Here is a 20,980-nt window from a genome sequence, read left to right on the forward strand (position 1 = left end):
AAAAAGTAAGATCCACTGCCGGACTACTCATACATACGATGGGCAAAATTGCCATCGCTTTTATTTATCTAATTTTTTAAATACTGATTCGCATTCTTCATTTGTTCCTATTTCTTCAAAATATGCCGCAACCGGAAGTACCTGTACTTTCCCATTATTACAAAAACGGATATAGCCGGCAAGTGCGCTGTTAAAACCACTATATTCAGCTTTTATATAAGAACTTTTGTGTGATGGGTCAATGTCGGTCTGTTTTCCATAAAAAAGATACACCTTGTTACCATCATCTACACGGGTTATTGTTGTTCCATTATATTCATAATACACAACCTGCTTCTCTGTGCAGGAACAGATTATCAATGCTAAAATAAATGATACTTTTTTCATCTTTTATTCTCTAAGTTTCGTATATATGATTTTCCGGCTTCAATACCAACCTTTGAAAGCGTATCTTCTCCGAAGAGCCCCGTCTCAAATATCATAATAGGATTCAAACCATTTCTCAATAATAAATTTATCGATTTTCCTATTTTATTTTCTGATCTGTTGTATATCTCGTAACCATAATCAGTAATGAAATTAGGGATTATAGATTTTTGGGCAACAGCTCCAGCTGCAAAATTACCGGCATCCCGTGCAGATGTATACTTTCCATACAGCTTAGATCCATAATATATTCCTTCAGCACCGTCTGGAGATTTAGTCTTTATATCCCACTTGTGCTTACTCCGAGCCTTATTTGCATATTCTAATAACGAAGGGTCAGTATTTAATATTTCATCAACCATCCGGGTAGCCCAATCCGAATTAAAATCTATCCGGGCTCCTGCATATGGTTGTATTATCTCCCCTTTTGTTCTTTGGTAAAGGTCAAAATCAGCAAAGCCTAATAATGTCCATACCCCCTCAATAATATGCCTCCATCTCTTCTTTAAAATGATTGTTGATTTTAAATACTATATTTTCACTAGGGAGACATAGTTCCCAGTTTGTATCGTATGTACCACCATTTTCAGTTTGAGAGTAAGAAATATTGCAAAATGCTCTGAAACAGTAATTATCATCAAAACAAATTGTTAAATCATATTGGTCAGATAGACTTAATGAAGTTACTTTTTTATTTTCAAGTAACTTTGCGCTTTTGGCCATTCGTCCTATTTGTGCTTGGCTATCGTCATCAGAAGTTGCAAGCACAATATTGTTGTGTTCTATTCTCCAAACACAATAGATAAACAAATAACAATTCATTTCTATTTCCATTTTTAAGATAGAACCACTACCTCCCCCTGTTTTACTACTTAGTACAATTTTTGATTTTAGTTCTGTCAAAGATGCTATTAAGTCCATCATTTTTTTACTTTATTTTATTATAAAATTCTTTATTACTTGTTCTATTTCATGATACCCATAACCTTCTCCTGAAATCATATCATGTAATTGCCTTCGTTGTTGTTTACTTAGTTTGTATTTTCTTGCCAGATCACTAACTTGCTTGTTTTGAGACTGATTGTTGCCCGGAGTATTCCCTTTAGGTTTACCCATCTTATCTTGGGATGGTCTAGAAAAATACAAATTTCTATCAGGAGGACGATTTACAAAATTCCGTATGTGCTTCAATGCTGCTATTCCGACTCTTGTGCCTCCTAACAGAAACCAAAATTCAGTATTTGTTTGTGTAATAGCTCCATTATTTTCTTGAATATATTTATGATTTATACCAACATCTTTAGAGATTGGTAAAAGAGGATTTTTCACCGCGGGAAGAAATAAATTCATTACTCCAATTGCATACCCATCCGATCCTTCCATGTTAGGAGTAATTGTTGGAATATTCGTTAAGATAAAGTAATTCGTTTGGTCATTATAATATAATCCTGTTGCAATATATTCTTTAAATACATTTTCAGGAATATAATCCCATTTACTTCCTTGATAATCAAATTTTTCAAAACAATCTGGACAAACATTTGTTGTTCCAGAATAGGCAGTTGTCAATGCAGACCAAAATCTGGCAATTTCATCAGGATCGTTAGTATACCAAATACTTTCTCCTGTTGGATCAATATATCAACGGATTATTAGCACAATAAGCATACGGACTGATAGAATAATACATCTCTGCCATTGGATCAATGGATGTGAACCTGCTTATGGCGGGGTCATACTGGCGGGCATGGAAGTCGTACATCTCCAATCCGTTCATCATGTCGTATTCCTTGCCGCCGTACTTGTAGGGTTGAACGCCTTCATTCCTACTGGCGGTTGTGGGCATGCCGAACGGATAATAATCCGTCACCTGCACGGTATTGCCCTGTGCATCTACTACCGCACGGATATTACCCAAATGATCCTTAAGGTAAAAATAGTACATTCCATCCTCAATATAGCCATTTTCGATAAAAATTGTTTTTACCACATCCGAATGAAGTACTATATTCTCGTCATAACGTATCAGCTTGCTGTTGCTGTAAGGTGTGGGCTTCGGTTGGACTGTTGCAAAGGGTTGTATCGAGCCCATCACAGGATTCACACTGTAGGGCACATTCCATGAATATTGAGCCGACAGTTTCCTGCCGCCGTGGGTATATTCGTAGTATATCACCCCTACGGCCAAATCGTTATCGACATCTATGCGCCGTGGCATGCCATTATATCGTTTATACTGCATGCTTATACCCTTGTGCTCGTCGCGGATCATTGCTCCATTAGCATTGTAGGTATAGTGTGTCTGGAGGTTATTTTTCAAGTACGACTTGAACCCTTCCGTTTTATTGGAATTCTCCAGGATGCCCGTATGTTGGTTGCCCTTGTAGGTAAAATAGAGATCGTCGGCCAAGGTTTTTCATCTATTTTTAGCTTTAGCTTTTTCAGTAAGCATTATCTTGCCGATAAAGCTCACCTTTCTCATTAAAGTGTTTTATATTAACAAGTTTTCCTTCCTTGTCATAGCAAGAAATTGACCTGATAGTTCCATCCGGATTATAATACTTAATTTCTCCGATGGCTTTCCCTTCTCTGAAACTACCTTCTATACGCATATTGCCATTATTATAGTAATCTGCCATATAGCCATCGCACTTTGTTTTCTGACAACAGTACCAGAAAAAGCCTGATGGGTCTAAGTTTGGAGCATAGAATTCCTCAATAGATGAAATAATAACAGTATCTTGGATCAATCCATAATTATTAACATGGATGGGTATAGCTTCGCCAGTAAAAATTGAGAGGGATTCTGGAATAAGATGATAAAGACCTATATCAGATAATATGATCTGCTCTTCTGAGTCTGACATATACATTACAGAATCTTTTTCTATCATAAATACACTAATCTTTGTAATAGAATTATTACAAAGACATTTTCCATACAATTCCAAAGTTATATTATATGCTTGCCCTTGGATAGAAAGGAGCGATAGGAATATAATAAATAACACATACTTTTTCTTCATACTATTTAAATTTATAGAGTAGATATAATTCTGTGATTTATGGTGTTTTTCCGGCATTCATTTCCACCACTGCCCTAATCAAGCTACTTGCATCACGTGCCCCATTATATTGAAAAATAATATTCTGATTATTTGGTAAATTATAATAAATATTTCCATGCATGTACATTTTTTTAGTTTGACCATTTGCTCCTACATATGTATCAAGTTTGCCACCCTCCATACTTAACACTGGACGACCTAACAGTTTTGCTATTCCCTTATCATCAGGTGAGTCAGCTTTATTACTCCCTGTTCTCGGCTTATATCTATCAGGATGTCCATGTATTTGCCCTATTACAATTAAACCATTTTCTGTTTTACTTGTTTTGGCTCCTTCTTCTATTCCTTGAATTAATTGACCAAACCTAATTGTTAGGTTATTCAAATCTAATAATATATTTACACTATATTCTATTAATTTTTCATTATCATTTGTGCGAAAATACACATAATCTGCAGTTGTCATACCAAGATATAAAGCTTGAATAATCTCCTGATCACTTATGGTTAATTCTTTCGCATTTCCTTTTGTGGGCGATGTTAAAAGTTGCCTCAACCTTCTATTATATTCTTTTTCACTAAAAGATTCTTCTTTTTGCAACTGCTTTATCTCTTTTGCATAACGTATATATGTATTTCTTTCTATAACCCTGAAAGCATTACCCATACCATCATCAAACAGGAAGTTACCCATATAGTCGAAATAAATATCCATTCCCGTAGGATCGGTGAACTTCAACGGGTTATTGGCACAATAGGCGTATGGACTGGTAGAGTAATAATTCTCCGCATGGGGGTCTGTAGATGTGAACCTACCTACTGCCGGGTCGTACTGCCGTGCGTGGAAGTCGTACATCTCCAAGCCGTTCATTGTATCGTATTCCTTGCCACCATACTTGTAGGGTTGAACGCCTTCATTCCTACTTGTGGCTGTGGCATATCGAAGGGATAATCCCTTATTGATATTACCTAAAATTAACGACAAGATGTTTTACTTGCATAAACAATTCTACTAACGCTATCTGTCCTTATTGTTAATTCTGCAGTAGCTGCATCTCCTATGGATGAATGCAACAATAAGTATTCTCTGTTAGGTAATAAAGTAAAACTTTTTAGTATACCTCGGCCAAATACTTCTTCAATTATATAATCACTATCTATATTGTTTATATTTAGCCTACTAACTCCTTTTTTGTTTTCTTTTTTCTTAATAAAAGTAACAAGTTGTAAACTATCTGTAGATATTTCCAATCTATTAAAAACTGTGCCACTACATCTGTTTATGGTTTGATTCTCAATATCGCAGTATATTGCATTTCCCGAACATGACAGGAGTAATAAACCTATGCAAGAAAATACTATTATTTTTATGATTTTTGTATTCATATATTATTAAATTTACTGTTTTATCCAGTTATTTCCATCCCAATGGTAAGTTCCATTAGAAACCTTCCCACCTACGGCAGAATTTAGAAATGATTTGGTTTTTGATGCCTTATCCCTCTCATATTCAGTCCGCCAATTATCAAGTCTTCCTTTCTTGTCATAGCAAGAAATTAAACTGATAGTTCCATCCGGATTATAATACTTAATCTCTCCTATAGCCTTTCCTTTTCTGAAATTTCACCTTTCTTTACATCATCTACATACTTTATTTTTTCTTCTTTTGTGTAATAACAATGAAGGATGTATTTCTGAACATCATTAATTGGAAGGACTTTTACATTTTTGTATCCTCCTATTTCATAATAAGGAAGGTGAAAAGCTTCCAAATCTATTTCTTCATAGTGTGAGTTGGAACTTAATATATAAATTACTGCAGGGGTCCATTTTATTCTTTCTCGCCCTTTTAATAAACCATTTTCTTTTTTCTGTTCTGAAATACTTCTTTCAAACTTAATTTGAAGGATAATTGATACTGTCAGTACTAAAAGAATAGTAATAACAATAACGATCTTCATTATTTTCAAAAATATTTTCATTGCTTTATCCAGTGATTTCCGTCCCATATATATGTTCCCTCTGTTGTTTTTGAAAAATTATCTAAAAAATCTTGTGTACGTTTTACCTTCTTTTCATCTTCAACATCGAAAACACCTGAATTTACATGCTTTCCGTCAGATGTTTTCCAATATATCTGAACACCGCTATACCCACATTCATGTAATTCTTTTGCGGTTGGATATTCAGGAATATTATACCAAATATACTTATTTGCCATTTCTTCTGCTTCATTTTCATTATATCCTGCATCCACAAATGCTTGATAGATCATACTTTTTACTTTTTTAGTGCACCAAAGTCCTTCTCCGTCTTTGCCATTAACTGCATTTGCGATAAGTTCCCCTAATGCAATTTCGACATTTTTAGGAAGCTTTAATATTGCTTTAAGAACAATATCTCCTTCTGACAAATAGGCTTGTATTGTCCTTTTTTCACTATATGATCTATTAAAACCAAATTCATTAATGCCATAATCAAACGTAGATTTTTTTCCTGAAGCTGGATTATAATACACCCGTTGGTAGCTTTCCGGCCTCACTCCAATACTTGTGTGAGCGGTAAAGCCATAAAAGAATGAATTCCATATTGTTTTCTTACTTCCAACATAATAGATATAAGTTTCTTTTCCATCCAAATCAATATATTTTAACGGATTGTTTTTGCAATACACATAAGGACTCCATCCAAAGTATTTTTCTGCCATCGGATCTATACTTGTGAACCTACCAATGGCCGGGTCGTACTGCCGTGCATGGAAGTCATAGAGGTTCAAGCCGTTCATCGTGTCGTACTCCTTGCCACCGTATTTGTATGGCTGGACACCCTCCTCCGAACAGAGCATCGTTGGCATACCGAATGGATAGTAATCCGTTCTCTGTACCATTCGCCCGCTGGCATCGGCTACTACGCGGATATTACCCAGATGATCCTTCAAGTAAAAATAGTATTTTCTGTTCTCAATATAACCATTATCTATCATAATTCTTTTCAGAGTATCGCCGTGGTACACCAGGTTGTCGGCATAATACACCATCTTCTTATTAGGGTAAGGGTCTATCCATCCTATAGGAGGCAAGTCTCCCACTCCTGCGCCAATGCTCATAGGGGCAATAGAACCCGAAAGAGGATTAATGCTTACGGGCACATTCCACTCGTATTTTGCCTTGAGCTTGCGTCCGGAAGCTGTGTATGTATAATTTATCTTACCATCTGCCAGGCTATTGGTTACGGATACCGTCTTTGGCATACTGTTGTAGGAATCATAAGTCATAGTTATTCCCTTGTGTTCATCGCGGGTCATAGCTCCATTAGCGTTGTAGGCATAGTGTGTCTGGATGTTACTTTTCAGGTACGACACGAATCCTTCCGCCTTATCGGAGTTTTCCAGAATATTTGTATGCTGGTTTCCTTTGTAGGTAAAATACATGTCGTCGACCAATTGACTCCCTACACGGAAACGCGAAAGGTTTGTTATATTACCGTTCAGGTCGTAAGAATACAGGGAAGAGTAATTAACTAGTCCTGGTCCAGTGAAATAATAGTCAGAATAGTGATTGGTTTTCAATCTCGAAAGCCCATCGTAAGTGAAAGCGCTGAAATAAGCCATGAATCCTTCGTAAGCATGTCCTACAGCCGATATGTTCCCGTTGTAGGCAGGTGTGCCTCCATTGAGTGGTTGAGTGTAAAAAATACCTTCTTCGTATAGCGAGTTCCATATATATTCTGTCCACGAACGGACGTTGTAGTTGTAGGAAGTCTGAAGCCTGCCTATCCCATTGGCCTTCGAAGAAAGCAACCGTCCCAACTTATCGTATCCATTGCGGGCAATTGAAACCACAGGGTCATTGTTTAGTTTATGTGTTGTTTCTATTAAACGCCCGGCATGGTCGTAGCTGTAGTTATATACTTCCTTTACTTGCGATTTCCCAAAATTGTTAAACAAATATTTTTGGGTAGGTTGTCCCGAAAAGTTGTAAACAATAAATTCGGTATCCACCCTATCCATCAGGTTTATAGTCCTGCGTTGTGTCATCTGCCCCTTGGCATCATAATACATTACCGTCCGGATGGAGTAACGGTTGGTGTCAGCCTCGAATGTCTCTATGGTGGCCGTCAGCAGTCCTTTGGCTGAAGATGCACCATTCAGGTATAATCCGCCGGAAGCGGGATAGGAGGTATCGTATCCCAGCCTTTCACGGTGTCCGAAATTTTCCAGATCCAGAAAAGTATCGTATTCGTCATAGTAGTTTACAAGCAGTATATCATCCCACAAGTTAATTAAACCGTCATCTCCGAGCACTGTTGCCAATCCGTTCCAATCATAAGTATATCCTAACAGCCATCCTCCTGTTTGCTCCTGTATAACCAGATCCTTAGTAAATTGTATCAACAGAGCATGGGGTTTTTCGGTTTGCCTTTGGCCCGACATGACTAATCGTCCCAGCTTATCATAGATATTGAACGTCCATTTATTATCTTTGCGTTGCTCACCGTCCTGCGAAAGGATCAGCTGGTTGGCCTTGTCGTAAACATAATATATCCACTCGCATCCGGGCAGTTTTTTGGCAATGCAGCGTTGGCGTTGGTCGTATTTATAGAGGTAGGCATAATCCTTCATGGATTCGCTGCCTGTTCCGTGGGTAGCGATCATAGGGGGAAGTACTACCCTCAGGTTCCCGAAATCGTCATATAGGAAGTAAGTGTCATGATTTGTCCCTTCATCCGTCTGGCGGGTAAGGACAACCTGGCCCTGCTTATTTTTGAACTCATAGGCAAGATTACCGTCTTCGTCCTGTATGCGGGTAACAAATAACCTGCCTGTGGCATAATTTCCCTTCTTGCTTACACTGACTGTATAGTTACCATTAATTGTACTATATGAACAGGTATATTGTATACAGTTGAGAAGGTTGTCATTTTCCTTATTAGTGAGGTATTCTGTTCTGATGGCTGCCCCCGCATAGTGCCAATCATGACCAGGACCATAAAGTTGGGTAATGCGGTTGAGGGGAGAACTCTCGTAAATCGTTTTGGAGAAAGGTGCGCTATCGTTGTTCAGTATTCGAGACTGCGATTTTAAGGCATCTATATCGCTTACATACTCTCCTTTGGCAGATCTTTCGGCAGGCAGCCAACTCTGGGATTTACGCCCCATGGCATCATACTCCTGTAGGCTCACAAGGTCGGTCTTATTGGGGGTTATACCAACCTGTACGGTTTGAGTAGGGCGTTGTAGCCCGTCAAAATACTCAACAACATCAATAAACTCAGAGCCGGTATTATTGGTATATGTTCTGGTGCGTTTAAAGTTCTGGTCAAAACTGGGATTCGATTCTTCCGCAAGGGGGAGAGTACTTAAGGTTCCTGTTATGGTTGTAGTTATCTCTCCATTGCTGGAATACCCTTCCGATACAATATAATAGATACCCGGCTGGAGTTTCTTCTGCAGGTAAGCATGATTTAGATTAGCACAACCTCCCGTACCACTGTAATTATTATAAGCCAATCGGTTGCCTTGCTCATCCAATAGCGATAGGTAAGTATCGGCCAATACTGAGCCACAGTGCGAAACAGTTAAAGTCATTTCCTTATCGAGCTTCAGTTTATAATGTATATCATTTGTGGGTCTTCCTTGATAAGCATTGGTGGTTGTACGGGTATTTTTCATATCGGTAACTGTGAATGAAGAATACTTTGTACCTAAGTCGTACTCGGTCTTCTTGACATAACAGCCAGTTATGTTAGTCATAATTTTTTTCTTGTTGTCAGTTCCATCTGTTTTATATCCCTCCGATACAACATAGTAGGTGCCGGGAGCAAGATCCATCACCTGCAGATAAGCCTTTTGGGGTTTCCCACAAATATTTGCTTCATAGTTATCGTCGTTATAATCCAGTAGGTTAAAGTTGTTATCCAGCAGGTAAACATATGTATCTTCAATCTCTGACCCACAATGGGATATTACAATATCCATCTGCTCATTCAACTTAATTTTATAGAATATATCGGAAGAAGAGAACCCTTCACCAGGATTAATTCCGCAATATCCGTTTGAGACCTCATAATCAATTTTATTCTTGGAATAATTATTCGCGAAATTCGCTATATGCATTTTGGGGGAACCGCTAGTAAGCGTACCTAAATCGACTATCTTCTTAGGATCAGTTAGTTTTATTAAAGAAGTTATATATCCATTCTCTGAGCGGCCTTCAAATATAAGCCGGTATTTCCCTGATTCAGGAATAGTACATTCTAAGTGGATAGTCTTTTTAGGGTCTCCTCCCTTTGTATTTACCACGCAATCTGTCCAACCTAAAAGTTCAGTAGATACGGGATAAGTGTTCTGATCCGTCACTTTCAGAAGGTATGCGCGAATATTCTTTATGGATGAGCCGTCAAGGGAAACACTCAGAGTAGTGTTTTGGTGTGCCGTGAATTCGTAAATAACATCATTGGTTGCATTTCCCTCTTCTGTACTGTTGCCAAAATAACTGTTTGAACCTTTTCTTGTGTCACGGGTATTAAAAGTTACCGGACCGTATATAGGATAAAGATCTTCACAATCTGCATGAATCCATATTCTTAATATTCCATTATTAGAACAAGCCCAATCTGCTGTTGCCACAACATAATATGTACCGGCCTGAAGGCTGTCCCTTATCGTATCGTAAAGTCCACCTGGACGTGCTGGTTGATATTTTTTCTCCCCAAAAGAATCGCCTTCTTTTTTCATCAGATAATACTTTTCATGCCTTTTTCCAGAATGAGAAGTATTATGATATTCCACAACATTTCCTCCAATACTCACATACATAGCCTGGGTTAGGGTAAAGCGATAAACAACAGAGTTTGATTTAGTATATGTGAATCCCCCCGGATGCGTGTCCTGTTGAAAAATCACACTATCGGTATTACGTATATCATCTATCATGGTTGATCTATGAAATGTTCCTAAATCGATGGGATTATCCAAGGAATTCTTTCGCTGGGCCAATAAAAATGTAGATGGAGCAAGTATTATGGCCAGTAATATCAATATATGTCGTTTCATGGTGGTCTTTTTTATTGGTTACGGTAATGATTGTAAACAGATTGTACCTTGCGTTTTTTTGAAGGGTCGTTGTTCTCGAAGTAATATACTTCCGACAAGTTACCCATATTATCATATTGGTAATAGGTTTTTATTCCCCGTGCGTTGGTTTCCTCAATCTTACCAATCAGAGGTTTATATTTGTAAGTGGTAACCATAGAATTAGGTAATCCCAAACGTAAAGTGTTACCGATATCATCCACTTTAGGGTCTATATCGGCAGAGATGTTTTCCAAAAAATCAGAGGACGAGGTTCCTGAACCTGGTATATAGCCGTTGAGCAGATCAGCTACTTGTGAGAATGTTGCATTTGTAATTTCTGCTATCAGGTACCGCCCTCCATATGACCAAAGGGTAACAAGTTTTTCCGTATCATCTTTTATGGTGTAGACAATGTTACCATAGTTGTCGTATGTATTATAATTCAATCGGGGGGAAAGCCGTGAATCAGATTTGAAATTCCCGGTAGGGTTCATATATGCTTTCGTATAATTCGATATCGGAGACAATGTTTCCAGACTATATTCTTTGTCAAATACCGGATTATTGCCGGATAGTTTATAAGTATTAAGCTGGGAAGTTATGACTTTACCGTTTTTTGATGTTATTTTTTCAATTGGATATCCCATCATATAATTATCGAACATCTTTTTATATACCATATTAGAAGATGTCTCTGATGAAACGATATCGCCCACATATCGCAGTTCGGTGGTTATGGAATCTTTGATGGTAGAACTACCGGACTTATATGTGTCTATCGTATTGGCAGCGGTTAAGAGTTTATATTTATTGTAACGGTATTCCGTTTCGGTGGTCTGCATCTCTTGTCCGGTAGATGGATTGTAAAGAACCTCTTTCTCGTAAGAAGGAAGGTAAGAATAGGTATAGATCAGGTAAGCTGCTGCCATTTCTATGTAGTTTGTTCTATATCTCGTATCTATTCTCTTACTTACAATAACGCCTCCTTTAGTCGAAATCCATATATCTCGTGTTATTTGGGAACAAGGTATCATGTTAATCCGGACTGCTCTTACAAATTCTCCTATTTCCAGATGCGGACCATATATATCATAATATGAAGGTTCCCACTCCTTACAATCGGAATTGTATCTGGAATATTTTATCTCCCTTTTCTTTACCAGTTTATTGTTATTTGTGAAATCTTCTTGTTTTATAAGCTTCCCTCTTTCCAGGGATTTAGAGATATAAGGTAGGGGAATGTACCACTTATCACTGTGATATTCCGCTAAACATTCAATATCTCCGTGATCCTTATCCGAGTTTGTATAGTAATATTTAGAGTAACTGCCATCTGCCTCCTTTTCTGTAACAACCGAATAGGTGACATGGTTATTCAGATGTTTGGAATACCCCGGCAATGTAGTAGGCGTTGCTGGTATCGAAAGAGAATTTTCTTCTGAGCTTTGCTTTTTAAAATCGGCTCCGGTTGCCAAATAGCCACTAGATTTCCCGAAACTGTCTTTATATTCGTATTCTTTATAAGTAAGGGGAATAACAGAGGTTTGATCTTCGTAGTCGGCAATTTTCTTTATCCTTACTCCCCCGGCTTTTCGTTCTAAAGATAAAGCATTAATCACCCCAGAAGCCATATAGTCATGAGGTTCATAGCTGAAACGGCGAACACCTCCCGTAGGAAAAGTAATATCACTAAGCATTCCATAAGTTAGTTTTGTAGAATCGACATAGTATCTTATTTCGCTGTCGAAAATTATGTTTTCATTATCGTGGTTTTTCCCGTTGTAGTAGCCCCAATAGTCTGTCTCGAATGAAAAATAAGCGGGAAGTTTTCCGATATCGTTATACTTGAAACCATACGTACGGCTTTTCCCTTCGGTTTGTCCTTGTTGTTCCACTCCTAATAGAAATAGGCGTTGATTGGGCTTGTTGTTATAGGTAAACTTAAAATTATCAATTTGCTCCCCTTTCAGGTTCTCTATTTTGATGGCATCCAGTTTATTCCATTTCAACTTGCCAAGCCCTTCCAGAAAGGAAAGTTTTCCATAAGATTTATATTGAAGTACTTGATGGTAGTAAATTGTATCATTATTACCGATGTTTTTTTTAGTAAATTTATTCTGGTATAAGTGTTCCGAGCTGCCGTTCTTGGGCAGATATATCCAGTGCGGATAAGAGAGTTCATTCGAGATTGAACGTTGAAACGAAATTCTTGAATCGGGAGTTTCTATCTTTTTTAGATAAACAGGGGATACCAAAAAACCTTCTTTATGATCTCTTATACCTATACTTATACTTAAGGGCGTTGTAATTGTATCAATTTTATAATCAACCGGATAGTCTTCATTTACCAAAAGGGGGTTTGATCTTATCTCTGTTATTGTTGTTTGAAAGCATCTATCGCAGGTTTGACCGTCAATTGTATAGGGAGCAGTATTCTTGTAGTTCCAATATAGTTGGGAAATATAATTTTCATCCCTTTCATATGTGAATTTTATAGTCTCGCCATTAGGAGTTATAATTTTTGAAAGGTACCACGAGTCGGCATTCCAAAAACTTTTATCTTGAGCGAAGAAATTAATGGAATATTCTATAGCATTTGTGTCTTCTCCAAAATAGTATTGTGTACCATCGTTTGTCTTTATTATAAAGCCTGGAAACGTTTTGTATTGGGCTGTGTAGCCAATATTATTTTTTAGGGGTTTAGATAAGTTGGAAGGTATATCCCTAAATCCATCCTGAATAAATGAAACTTCTACAGTTTGGTCGCATTTTACCTGCCAATGCCCAAATTCATTGAGGTAGAAAGATCCACTACAGCCCGGCAGACTGAACTTAAATTCATCAGGCTCTAAATCAAATACTCCGGTGAAAAACTTAGGGTTAATTTTTGATAGTTCCCCATTCTCAAGAAGAATTAAATATAATTCAAAATCGTTGAGTGAAAGGGGGCTAGGCAAACTATAATCATACACCTCATCCATATAAGATTTGACAGAATTCAAAGATTCTGTTATGTTTTCATCACAAAGATATTTTTCCCTATTATAATAATAACCTGCATAATCAGTTTGTGTTTCCTCGCCTGTAACAAAAACGCACTCATCGGGCAATCCATTTACAACACGGGAGATAACTCCTCCTGTAGATAATGTCCAGTTTACACCTACCCACCCGGGATGTTGGTCTAACCGTACACCTGAAGCATTATAACTCAATGTTATCGGAATTTTGCTTTGTTTGGTATCTATCACATACAATGGGATTTCGATAGGAGCTGCCCCCGTATATCGCGATGAGGGAGCATCCCCATACACAGCTAATCCACCTGAATTAGGACTTAAAAAATTGCCTAAAACAGGTACTGTTTCGAAATTTGGGATTGGACTTATTAACTCTTGAGTTTTTCCTTCAAAGCTTATAATACTGATCAATACAATTGATATTAACAATACTTTTCTCATGAAATATATTTGTGTTTAATGTGTTATTACTTTTTGATTAGGATTGATCCTGTATGTTCACCATTTACTACGAACTTTAGGGCATAGCTACCCGGGAAGAGATCCGAACAGTCCATTGTGGCGGTATGTACTCCCGCTTCTTTTCTTCTTGTCGGGATATCCTTCACCAGCCCGTGGGTAACACTGTAAAGTGTGATGCCTATCTCAGCCCCTTCTTCCAGCTTGTACTCAATGTTCAGAGTTGTAGATACAGGATTCGGAAAGAAGTTGTAAGAAAAGTTCTTCTCTATCCAACTTATAGGGTTTTCTGTATCCGGTGTGTTGGGTTGTTGATCGAGGCTGTCAAGCACGGCAAGATTTTCATCGTCCGTATCCAGATAGTAATGTTCCTGTGGCGGATAGAAGAAAGCAGTGGTGAAATATACTTCCTTGTCTTGAGTCAACAAATTAGTGTTCCTTACCGTTTCGAAAATAGGATAGCGGTAACCTTTTTCATACCAACGGTATGTCTCTATCTGCGTGTGGAAGGGTGGTACACTGTCCGTTATATCCAGACTGTCAAGTACACGCTCCATCGTCTGTACCGTCCTGATGCGGAATACATGATGAAGGGTATCTTTATTGGGCAGTATCATTATACCCATGGCATCGCCTTCCACCGATACGCTTCCCCTTATATCCATATATTCTGTACCTGAATAAATGGATTCAGAGTTGTAAGTGTCTTCTATCTTCTGCCTGTAAGCCAGTGGATAGCTAACTACGGGTATAGCCGGCATATTGTGCATCTGCGATACGGGGTTCTTAAAACCCAGAAGCCTTAGCATATTATTCTGGTGACGATAAAAGTATTTGGTATAGTGCTCTGTGCCTATAACAAGGTCACCTTCCGATACATCATCCACAAGGATGGTATCTTTACCCAGTACATACAGCGAGTCATCCCACGAAACGGGAGCCGAGTAGGTGAGGCGATATTCGTCGTTAATAGCTTTGAGTTGGCTGAAGTCCCATATGACATTCTCCCCCTGACGCCCCGGGTCTTTATACTCTACCTGTTGCTTAACGATTTCATCGCCTGCACGAAGATGATTATTACTGTAAGTGATTTGTCCATACACAGGATAAATCAATAGTGCCAAAAGCACACTGGTTACTACTCTCATACGATAATAATTTAATTATTTTAGCAACTCAAAATGAATTGCAGAACATAAATGCGGAAAGAAGGGTTTGTTTTCCTATAATAAGGGACTCAAATATAAATATTATTTATACACAAATAAAATATATATTTGCTTTTTTTGACTTAAATTTAGAAAATCTTAAATAAATATTCTATTTTTGAATCCATCAAAGAATTTGACATAATTCCTACGAATCGTAAATGGTCACAGAGTTGAGGAAACAGTGTTTCTCATATATTCGAGATTAAGTCGATTGTTATCAACTCAATATCTGATAATTTAGGTTTTCTTATTTGGTTCAAAAAATTCATCTTGCTCTCAAAATACTGTAATATTTCCAATATTTTTTCGTAATTTCGAGAGAAGTTACCCATGTCAATTAATTGTTTAATATACAGATAGGTATAAAGATAGGTATATAAACAAATACATGAAAAGATTAAAGACAGGCGTAAAAACCGATAGATGGTTTTCTTAAAAATCCGCTACAATTTTAAAGTTCAACTGTCTACCTGTAAGATAATTGGGCACACCATACTGATGGTTAAAGATATCTGTAACCCAATAATATGAGTTTGTGTTCTTTATATCGAACAAGTTAAAAACATCGAGCCCCAGCCAAACATTCTTGAAGGCTCCCGCAAATGCACTGCGATTACGAATAGCATAATCTTCGCCCAATAATTCCCACGAAAAGCCGATGTCAACGCGTCTGTATGCAGGCGAACGGAAAGTCTTGCTATTGTAACTTGAATGAGGAGCCGATGTAGGCAAGCCTTGCGACAAGTGGCCTTGAAGACTCATTTTCAGCCGTTCCCGTCCGGGAAGGTAGTCCTGAAAAAAGAGGGAGAGATTGTAACGCTGATCTGTTGGCATCGGTACGTTCACCCCGTCTATTTTCTGATTGGCTTTCAGGAATGACAGGCTTATCCAACTGTCTGTTCCGGGCACAAATTCGCCAAAGAGTTTCATATCCAGTCCCATGATATAGCCCGAACCTGCGTTTTCGCCCATGTATCTGATTTTTACGTTATCAACCTTATAAGGGTTTATATCCGACAGGCTTTTGTAATACATCTCGGCAGTGAATTTAAATGGCCTTTCGAGGGCTTTGAAGTGATAATCGCCACCCAGTACAAAATGAATGGATCGTTGCGATTTTATATCTTTATTGAGGGTAACATAAGAGTTTCCGTCTTCGTCCACCTCGGTCTTTTGCAACTCTTTGTAGAAAGGAGCCTGATAATACACACCCGTTGCAAAGCGCAACACATAGTCCGACCCCTCGGCGGGAACGTAAGCCAACGTTGCACGGGGGCTGAATATAAATTCTTTGTTGAACGACCAATAACTTGCCCTAACCCCTGCCGTAAGCGTAAAGAAGCCATTAGCACCGCTAAAACGGTAAGTATCCTGCAAGTATCCCGACATACGTGTGCTTTCTGCCGAATTGTTGGATATAAGATTTGAATACACTTTTACGATCTGTCCGTTATACGGCAGTGAATAACCCGCCGAATCGCGCAACTCCCATTCTTTTATGGTATCGTCTATTTTTTCACGTTGAAGAATTGCGCCCCATTTAATATTATGGTTGGATGTTTTCAAGTCTCCAAAATGAGAGATGTTCATCACATCAACAGTAAGCTTATTGCGTGCATGCTCGAAGTATGTACCTACCCCCAACATATTTCCTGCCGCTCCGGCTCCTCCTCCCTGATCCAGATTGGCGTCGGTTAGTTCGTACTCGCCACCTATATCGTACCGCTCCTGCTCGTCCGACGAAAAAGCTGAAGCCTGCAAACCTACTTCCAGCTTGTCGGTTATTTTACCCTTCATGGTCATGGCGCCAAAATAGGTTTGGAATTTATCGTGTTCCCATCCGTCAAAAAAGACTTTGAAACTCTTGGCGTCGGTCATTGTCCCGAAGTTAGTTTCGCGCGATATAGGAGTAAATTTGAACTCGTTTTTGGAGTAGTTGCCCAGAAAGCTGATTTCCCATTTCGGGCCAAACGAATATGTCAGATATGTTTGCAAATCGACAAACGAAGGGTCGTACTCGGCATCGGTATCGGTTGTTCCCAACAGATTTTTTGCAGTTTTGTAACGTATCCCCGTGATTTGGGTAAACCGCCCCGAGGCGCTTCCCACATAGGCATTGGCTCCCATCAGGCTGGCTCCGGCCGAAGCCTCGAATTTGGTTGGCTTTTTGTAGGTAATGTCCAGCACGGACGACATTTTATCGCCATAACGGGCATCATACCCACCAGACGAAAACTTCACCTCGCTTGTCATATTGGGATTTATAAAACTTAAACCCTCTTGCTGACCGGAACGTATCAACAAAGGGCGATATATTTCCGTACCGTTCACGTAAACGATATTCTCGTCGTAACTACCACCACGAACCGAGTATTGCGAACTCATCTCGTTGCTGGAACTCACCCCCATCTCCGTTTTGAGCAGCGATTCCACACCACCACCCGCGGGGTCGGCCATGAGCTTCGTTTTCTTTACATCAATATTAGCGATTGTTGTTTTTTGTTTTTCCTGCCCTACAATCTCTACACCGTCCAACAGCGTGGCATCCTGACGCATCATTATATTCAGGTTTTTATTACCATCCAGAAGCATTTTCCGTTCTTCGGTTTTGTATCCTATATAAGAAAATACAACCGTTGCGGAGTCACCCACATTAGCAGAAAGTGTATATTCCCCCTTAGAGTTGGTAAATGCCACCGTAAGTGTACCTTTCAGCGTTACGCTTACATAATCCATTGGTACACCGTCAAAATCACTTACAACCCCTTTAATAGTTGCCTTCTGCGCAAAAACAACAGAAGTAAAGAAAAACAATAGGAAAAACAGAGCAACAATTTTGATTCGCATATATATATGGTCAAAGGTAGTGATTATTTTCAAATGCAGTATTATTCAGGGGTTTGAACAGTCAATATTCAGCGATAGGTAATGATTTAGAAACTACTTAACCGCTTTACCTCGCTTCATTTTTCACCACTTCAAATATCTCGTTTACAAAGATAATACATTTTTCTATATCTGCTTTAAATGCACTGTTTTTGTGCTTCAAGATTAAGAATTAATCCCTGCCTTACGAGCCTGAGCATGCTGTAATCTGCGATTGATATTGTACAGCTTCTCTTCCTTAACAAACTTGGCTCCGGTTTGCTTGAACCAGAAAGAGACACTCTGTTCCACGCATAAATCGTGCAATTCCATTATCCAATCGAAGTTGCACGGACGGGCTTCGTAGCCGGATTCTCCACCAACTACCACTTGCTCAACCCAAGAACCAATATCATACGGACTTAAATCTATTCGCTCCAGAAGCGGTTCGCAAATAATAATCTTATGTCTTATCGGAACATCTTTATAAATGGGTAGGCGGTAATCGGCACGATCCTGATTTTCGATAGTACAGCAGATGGTTACATTCTCATATCCATCACCCCAATCATCGGGAAGGGATACTTGCAAGCGGTCGATACGTTTGGTAATTATCATAAACCGTAAATCATGGCGAAGGCGTATCATTTCCCATGCCTCCGAACGCCATTCATCGACATCTTCCAGAAAGAAGTCGGAAGTAAAGCAGGTATATACCAACGAACCGGATGGGATTTTGTATTCACCATTACGCTTCTTTTGGATAGGCAGGTCGAAGTACTTGGTTTTGGTAACGACCGAGCTGTCAATACCCCGCTTCGAATCACCTCGATAGACATAGCAATGCTGACAACCGGCACTCAGCTTATGACAACCGTGCCACAGATTCCACATCTTGGATTTCGATTCGATAGCGTTTTTAGGCATATTACAACGTTAGTTTAGACAAAACCCGCTTCAACATACTTTTTACCACTATCTTATGAAACGGTTTGATAACTGTAAAATAGATATTGCCCAGTTTATTATTAAAGTGAACTACTGTAATCAGAGATACATCCCACGCATTGGTTGTTGTGTCCATAATATGTATAGACAGATAGGCATTCAAATGTCTGTCTTCTAACAGCAATACGGTTTCGTGGTCACTTTTATCGGGAACAGAAACAACCCCATATTTCCCTCCCGAACGAATACAATTTTCTAATTGGGAATTATCGCCTTTGTTGCCTTTTAGTCCAACGAATCGCACCAAAAAGTTACGTAGTTTGAAAAGCATATTTACCCATCCCGGCATATCGGTAAAAATGCCAATAATAATATCATCAGGTGTTGGAAGTGTATCGCTTGTAATTCCACAAGTGAACACATCCGAATAATCGGCAGGGAGATATTTGTTTGTCAAACTGTCTGTCGGGATTGGGATACTTTTGATTTTCATGCTTATTCTTTGTTATACTTCTGATTCATCGCAAGCCTGTCAAGCGTTTTGGCGATTCGTTCCACTTTCGTTTGCTCTGCCTTAGCGGAGAATATCCACTTTACATAGTCTTGTTGTTCGATTTCGCTGAGCGACTGATAAAATCGCAAAGCTTCCGGCTCGTCATGCAGGCATAATAGAAAGTCTTCCAGGGTAACGAGCGGTTCATCGTTCGCATATAAAACGATATGTACCCAATCGCCTGCCTCTTTCTTGATTTTCTTGCGAATTTCGGTTTTAACCGGAATCATCAAATTACCATTGCCCTTGGGCATTAAATGGGAATTGGCAACCTCAAAACCATCAAAGGTAGAAAACAATGCTGCCAAGATTATTCACGCAAATAAAGTGATGCAGGATAAGAACGGAGAGTATAATATGCTGCTCTGTAACCAGTCGTTTGCTCCTTTTTTGGCTGCCAACCGGAAGACGGAAGAACCAATACTGCATATCTCCCTTAATCCGCATCCCGATGATGTATTGACTGACGAACAGTTGATAGAGATTGCCGATGAATATATGCAAAAGATGGGATTCAGTGAGCAGCCTTATATCGTTTTCAAACATGAAGACATCGAACGAATGCATATCCACATTGTGAGTACCAACGTGGACGAAACCGGACGTAAGATTAACGATTTTAATAATTTCAGACAATCCAAAAAGATCACGGAAGAACTGGAAACAAAGTATAATCTACATCCGGCAAGTAAGCGGGATTACTCAGAGGAAGTACCTCAATTGAAAAAGGTAGACTATGAATCGGGGAATGTAAAGAAACAGATAGCCGGAAACGTAAAAGCTCTGATGCAGTCTTACCGTTTCACATCACTCCCCGAATATCGTGCTTTACTATCCTTATATAATATAACGGTAGAAGAAGTTTCCGGAGAATCTCGTAATAAACCATATCACGGTTTGGTTTATTCCGCTTTGGATAATGAAGGGAATAAGATTGGCAATCCCATCAAGTCCTCTTCTATTGCCAGAAGTGTCGGGCATGTTGCATTAGTGAAAAAAGTAGCTTCTTCAGCGAAGATTATAAAAGAAAAGGATCTTACCGAACGCATAACACCTATTCTTGATACTGCTATCGGTAACTATCGGAACAGACATTCTTTTGAAGCGGAACTTTTACGGAATGGAGTAAGCGTTGTCTTTCGGGAGAACGAGGATGAACGGATTACGGCGCAACGTTTATTGACCATGAGAACCGCACTGTATTGAATGGCTCGAAAGTCGGCAAGGCTTATTCCGCCAACGTATTTCATAAACTTTAGCTATTAATGCGAATCAGTAGTTGAAACAATTCGCTGATTTGTTTAGTTAAATTATTTATTATCAATGAAATAAGCGCGTTGAATATTTGCTCAATC

General features: G+C 38.9%; 17 protein-coding genes and 1 pseudogene. 1 reads left to right on the forward strand and 17 read right to left on the reverse strand.

Annotated features, from left to right (window positions below; translation table 11 throughout):
• Positions 1–60: 60 nt before the first annotated feature.
• The 17 genes and pseudogenes from M2132_RS10710 to M2132_RS10790 all read right to left on the reverse strand — a co-directional run bounded on the left by M2132_RS10710 (position 61) and on the right by M2132_RS10790 (position 19,933).
• Complete coding sequence (locus M2132_RS10710) at positions 61–387, reverse strand: hypothetical protein (RefSeq protein ID WP_280673412.1); 327 nt, start codon at positions 385–387, stop codon at positions 61–63.
• On the reverse strand, positions 384–788 hold the full coding sequence (locus M2132_RS10715; RefSeq protein ID WP_280673414.1) for a hypothetical protein: 405 nt from the start codon (positions 786–788) through the stop codon (positions 384–386). Before M2132_RS10715 ends, M2132_RS10710 begins: the two co-directional genes overlap by 4 nt.
• Positions 789–906: 118 nt before the next feature.
• The gene (locus tag M2132_RS10720) at positions 907–1,350 is read right to left on the reverse strand and encodes a hypothetical protein (protein ID WP_280673416.1); all 444 of its coding nucleotides are present in this window, start codon (positions 1,348–1,350) and stop codon (positions 907–909) included.
• A gap of 9 nt (positions 1,351–1,359) precedes the next feature.
• Entirely contained in the window at positions 1,360–1,995 is a 636-nt protein-coding gene (locus tag M2132_RS10725; RefSeq protein WP_280673418.1) for a hypothetical protein, read from the reverse strand.
• 64 nt (positions 1,996–2,059) lie between these two features.
• Positions 2,060–2,836 carry an RHS repeat domain-containing protein gene (locus M2132_RS10730; protein ID WP_280673420.1) on the reverse strand — a complete coding sequence of 259 codons (777 nt, stop codon included), beginning with the start codon at positions 2,834–2,836 and terminating at the stop codon, positions 2,060–2,062.
• A 31-nt stretch (positions 2,837–2,867) separates the two neighbouring features.
• On the reverse strand, positions 2,868–3,452 hold the full coding sequence (locus M2132_RS10735; protein ID WP_280698290.1) for a hypothetical protein: 585 nt from the start codon (positions 3,450–3,452) through the stop codon (positions 2,868–2,870).
• Between the two features lie 37 nt (positions 3,453–3,489).
• Positions 3,490–4,209, reverse strand: a complete 720-nt coding sequence (locus M2132_RS10740; RefSeq protein WP_280698294.1) for a hypothetical protein — start codon at positions 4,207–4,209, stop codon at positions 3,490–3,492.
• Positions 4,210–4,266: 57 nt separating this feature from the next.
• Positions 4,267–4,365: pseudogene (locus tag M2132_RS10745) on the reverse strand (RHS repeat-associated core domain-containing protein); the annotation flags it as partial.
• A gap of 104 nt (positions 4,366–4,469) precedes the next feature.
• Positions 4,470–4,880, reverse strand: coding sequence for a hypothetical protein (locus tag M2132_RS10750; RefSeq protein ID WP_280673423.1), 411 nt, complete (start codon positions 4,878–4,880; stop codon positions 4,470–4,472).
• Positions 4,881–5,092: 212 nt separating this feature from the next.
• Entirely contained in the window at positions 5,093–5,476 is a 384-nt protein-coding gene (locus M2132_RS10755) for a hypothetical protein (protein ID WP_280698292.1), read from the reverse strand.
• Complete coding sequence (locus tag M2132_RS10760; RefSeq protein WP_280673426.1) at positions 5,473–10,548, reverse strand: DUF6443 domain-containing protein; 5,076 nt, start codon at positions 10,546–10,548, stop codon at positions 5,473–5,475. Before M2132_RS10760 ends, M2132_RS10755 begins: the two co-directional genes overlap by 4 nt.
• An 11-nt stretch (positions 10,549–10,559) precedes the next feature.
• A complete protein-coding gene (locus M2132_RS10765; RefSeq protein WP_280673428.1) occupies positions 10,560–14,030 on the reverse strand; it encodes a hypothetical protein in 3,471 nt (1,156 codons plus the stop codon).
• Positions 14,031–14,056: 26 nt separating this feature from the next.
• Positions 14,057–15,196, reverse strand: a complete 1,140-nt coding sequence (locus M2132_RS10770; RefSeq protein WP_280673429.1) for a T9SS C-terminal target domain-containing protein — start codon at positions 15,194–15,196, stop codon at positions 14,057–14,059.
• Between the two features lie 495 nt (positions 15,197–15,691).
• The gene (locus tag M2132_RS10775) at positions 15,692–18,106 is read right to left on the reverse strand and encodes a carboxypeptidase-like regulatory domain-containing protein (protein ID WP_280673431.1); all 2,415 of its coding nucleotides are present in this window, start codon (positions 18,104–18,106) and stop codon (positions 15,692–15,694) included.
• Positions 18,107–18,310: 204 nt separating this feature from the next.
• Entirely contained in the window at positions 18,311–19,051 is a 741-nt protein-coding gene (locus tag M2132_RS10780) for a DUF5131 family protein (protein WP_280673432.1), read from the reverse strand.
• Position 19,052: 1 nt separating this feature from the next.
• Positions 19,053–19,565 carry a DUF2867 domain-containing protein gene (locus M2132_RS10785; RefSeq protein ID WP_280673433.1) on the reverse strand — a complete coding sequence of 171 codons (513 nt, stop codon included), beginning with the start codon at positions 19,563–19,565 and terminating at the stop codon, positions 19,053–19,055.
• A 2-nt stretch (positions 19,566–19,567) separates the two neighbouring features.
• Entirely contained in the window at positions 19,568–19,933 is a 366-nt protein-coding gene (locus M2132_RS10790) for a YdeI/OmpD-associated family protein (protein ID WP_280673434.1), read from the reverse strand.
• 22 nt (positions 19,934–19,955) lie between these two features.
• Between M2132_RS10790 and M2132_RS10795 the strand changes: the two genes are divergently transcribed.
• Positions 19,956–20,831 carry a relaxase/mobilization nuclease domain-containing protein gene (locus M2132_RS10795; RefSeq protein ID WP_280673435.1) on the forward strand — a complete coding sequence of 292 codons (876 nt, stop codon included), beginning with the start codon at positions 19,956–19,958 and terminating at the stop codon, positions 20,829–20,831.
• Positions 20,832–20,980 lie beyond the last annotated feature (149 nt).

This window comes from Dysgonomonas sp. PH5-45 (assembly GCF_029893235.1).
Taxonomy (GTDB): domain Bacteria; phylum Bacteroidota; class Bacteroidia; order Bacteroidales; family Dysgonomonadaceae; genus UBA1309.

Excerpts from the sequence above, each read along its gene's own strand:
- M2132_RS10710 (WP_280673412.1), bottom strand. The coding sequence starts at position 387 with ATGAAAAAAGTATCATTTATTTTAGCATTGATAATCTGTTCCTGCACA.
- M2132_RS10715 (WP_280673414.1), bottom strand. The coding sequence starts at position 788 with ATGGTTGATGAAATATTAAATACTGACCCTTCGTTATTAGAATATGCA.
- M2132_RS10720 (WP_280673416.1), bottom strand. The coding sequence starts at position 1,350 with ATGATGGACTTAATAGCATCTTTGACAGAACTAAAATCAAAAATTGTA.
- M2132_RS10735 (WP_280698290.1), bottom strand. The coding sequence starts at position 3,452 with ATGAAGAAAAAGTATGTGTTATTTATTATATTCCTATCGCTCCTTTCT.
- M2132_RS10740 (WP_280698294.1), bottom strand. The coding sequence starts at position 4,209 with ATGGATATTTATTTCGACTATATGGGTAACTTCCTGTTTGATGATGGT.
- M2132_RS10750 (WP_280673423.1), bottom strand. The coding sequence starts at position 4,880 with ATGAATACAAAAATCATAAAAATAATAGTATTTTCTTGCATAGGTTTA.
- M2132_RS10755 (WP_280698292.1), bottom strand. The coding sequence starts at position 5,476 with ATGAAAATATTTTTGAAAATAATGAAGATCGTTATTGTTATTACTATT.
- M2132_RS10760 (WP_280673426.1), bottom strand. The coding sequence starts at position 10,548 with ATGAAACGACATATATTGATATTACTGGCCATAATACTTGCTCCATCT.
- M2132_RS10765 (WP_280673428.1), bottom strand. The coding sequence starts at position 14,030 with ATGAGAAAAGTATTGTTAATATCAATTGTATTGATCAGTATTATAAGC.
- M2132_RS10770 (WP_280673429.1), bottom strand. The coding sequence starts at position 15,196 with ATGAGAGTAGTAACCAGTGTGCTTTTGGCACTATTGATTTATCCTGTG.
- M2132_RS10775 (WP_280673431.1), bottom strand. The coding sequence starts at position 18,106 with ATGCGAATCAAAATTGTTGCTCTGTTTTTCCTATTGTTTTTCTTTACT.
- M2132_RS10780 (WP_280673432.1), bottom strand. The coding sequence starts at position 19,051 with ATGCCTAAAAACGCTATCGAATCGAAATCCAAGATGTGGAATCTGTGG.
- M2132_RS10785 (WP_280673433.1), bottom strand. The coding sequence starts at position 19,565 with ATGAAAATCAAAAGTATCCCAATCCCGACAGACAGTTTGACAAACAAA.
- M2132_RS10795 (WP_280673435.1), top strand. The coding sequence starts at position 19,956 with ATGCAGGATAAGAACGGAGAGTATAATATGCTGCTCTGTAACCAGTCG.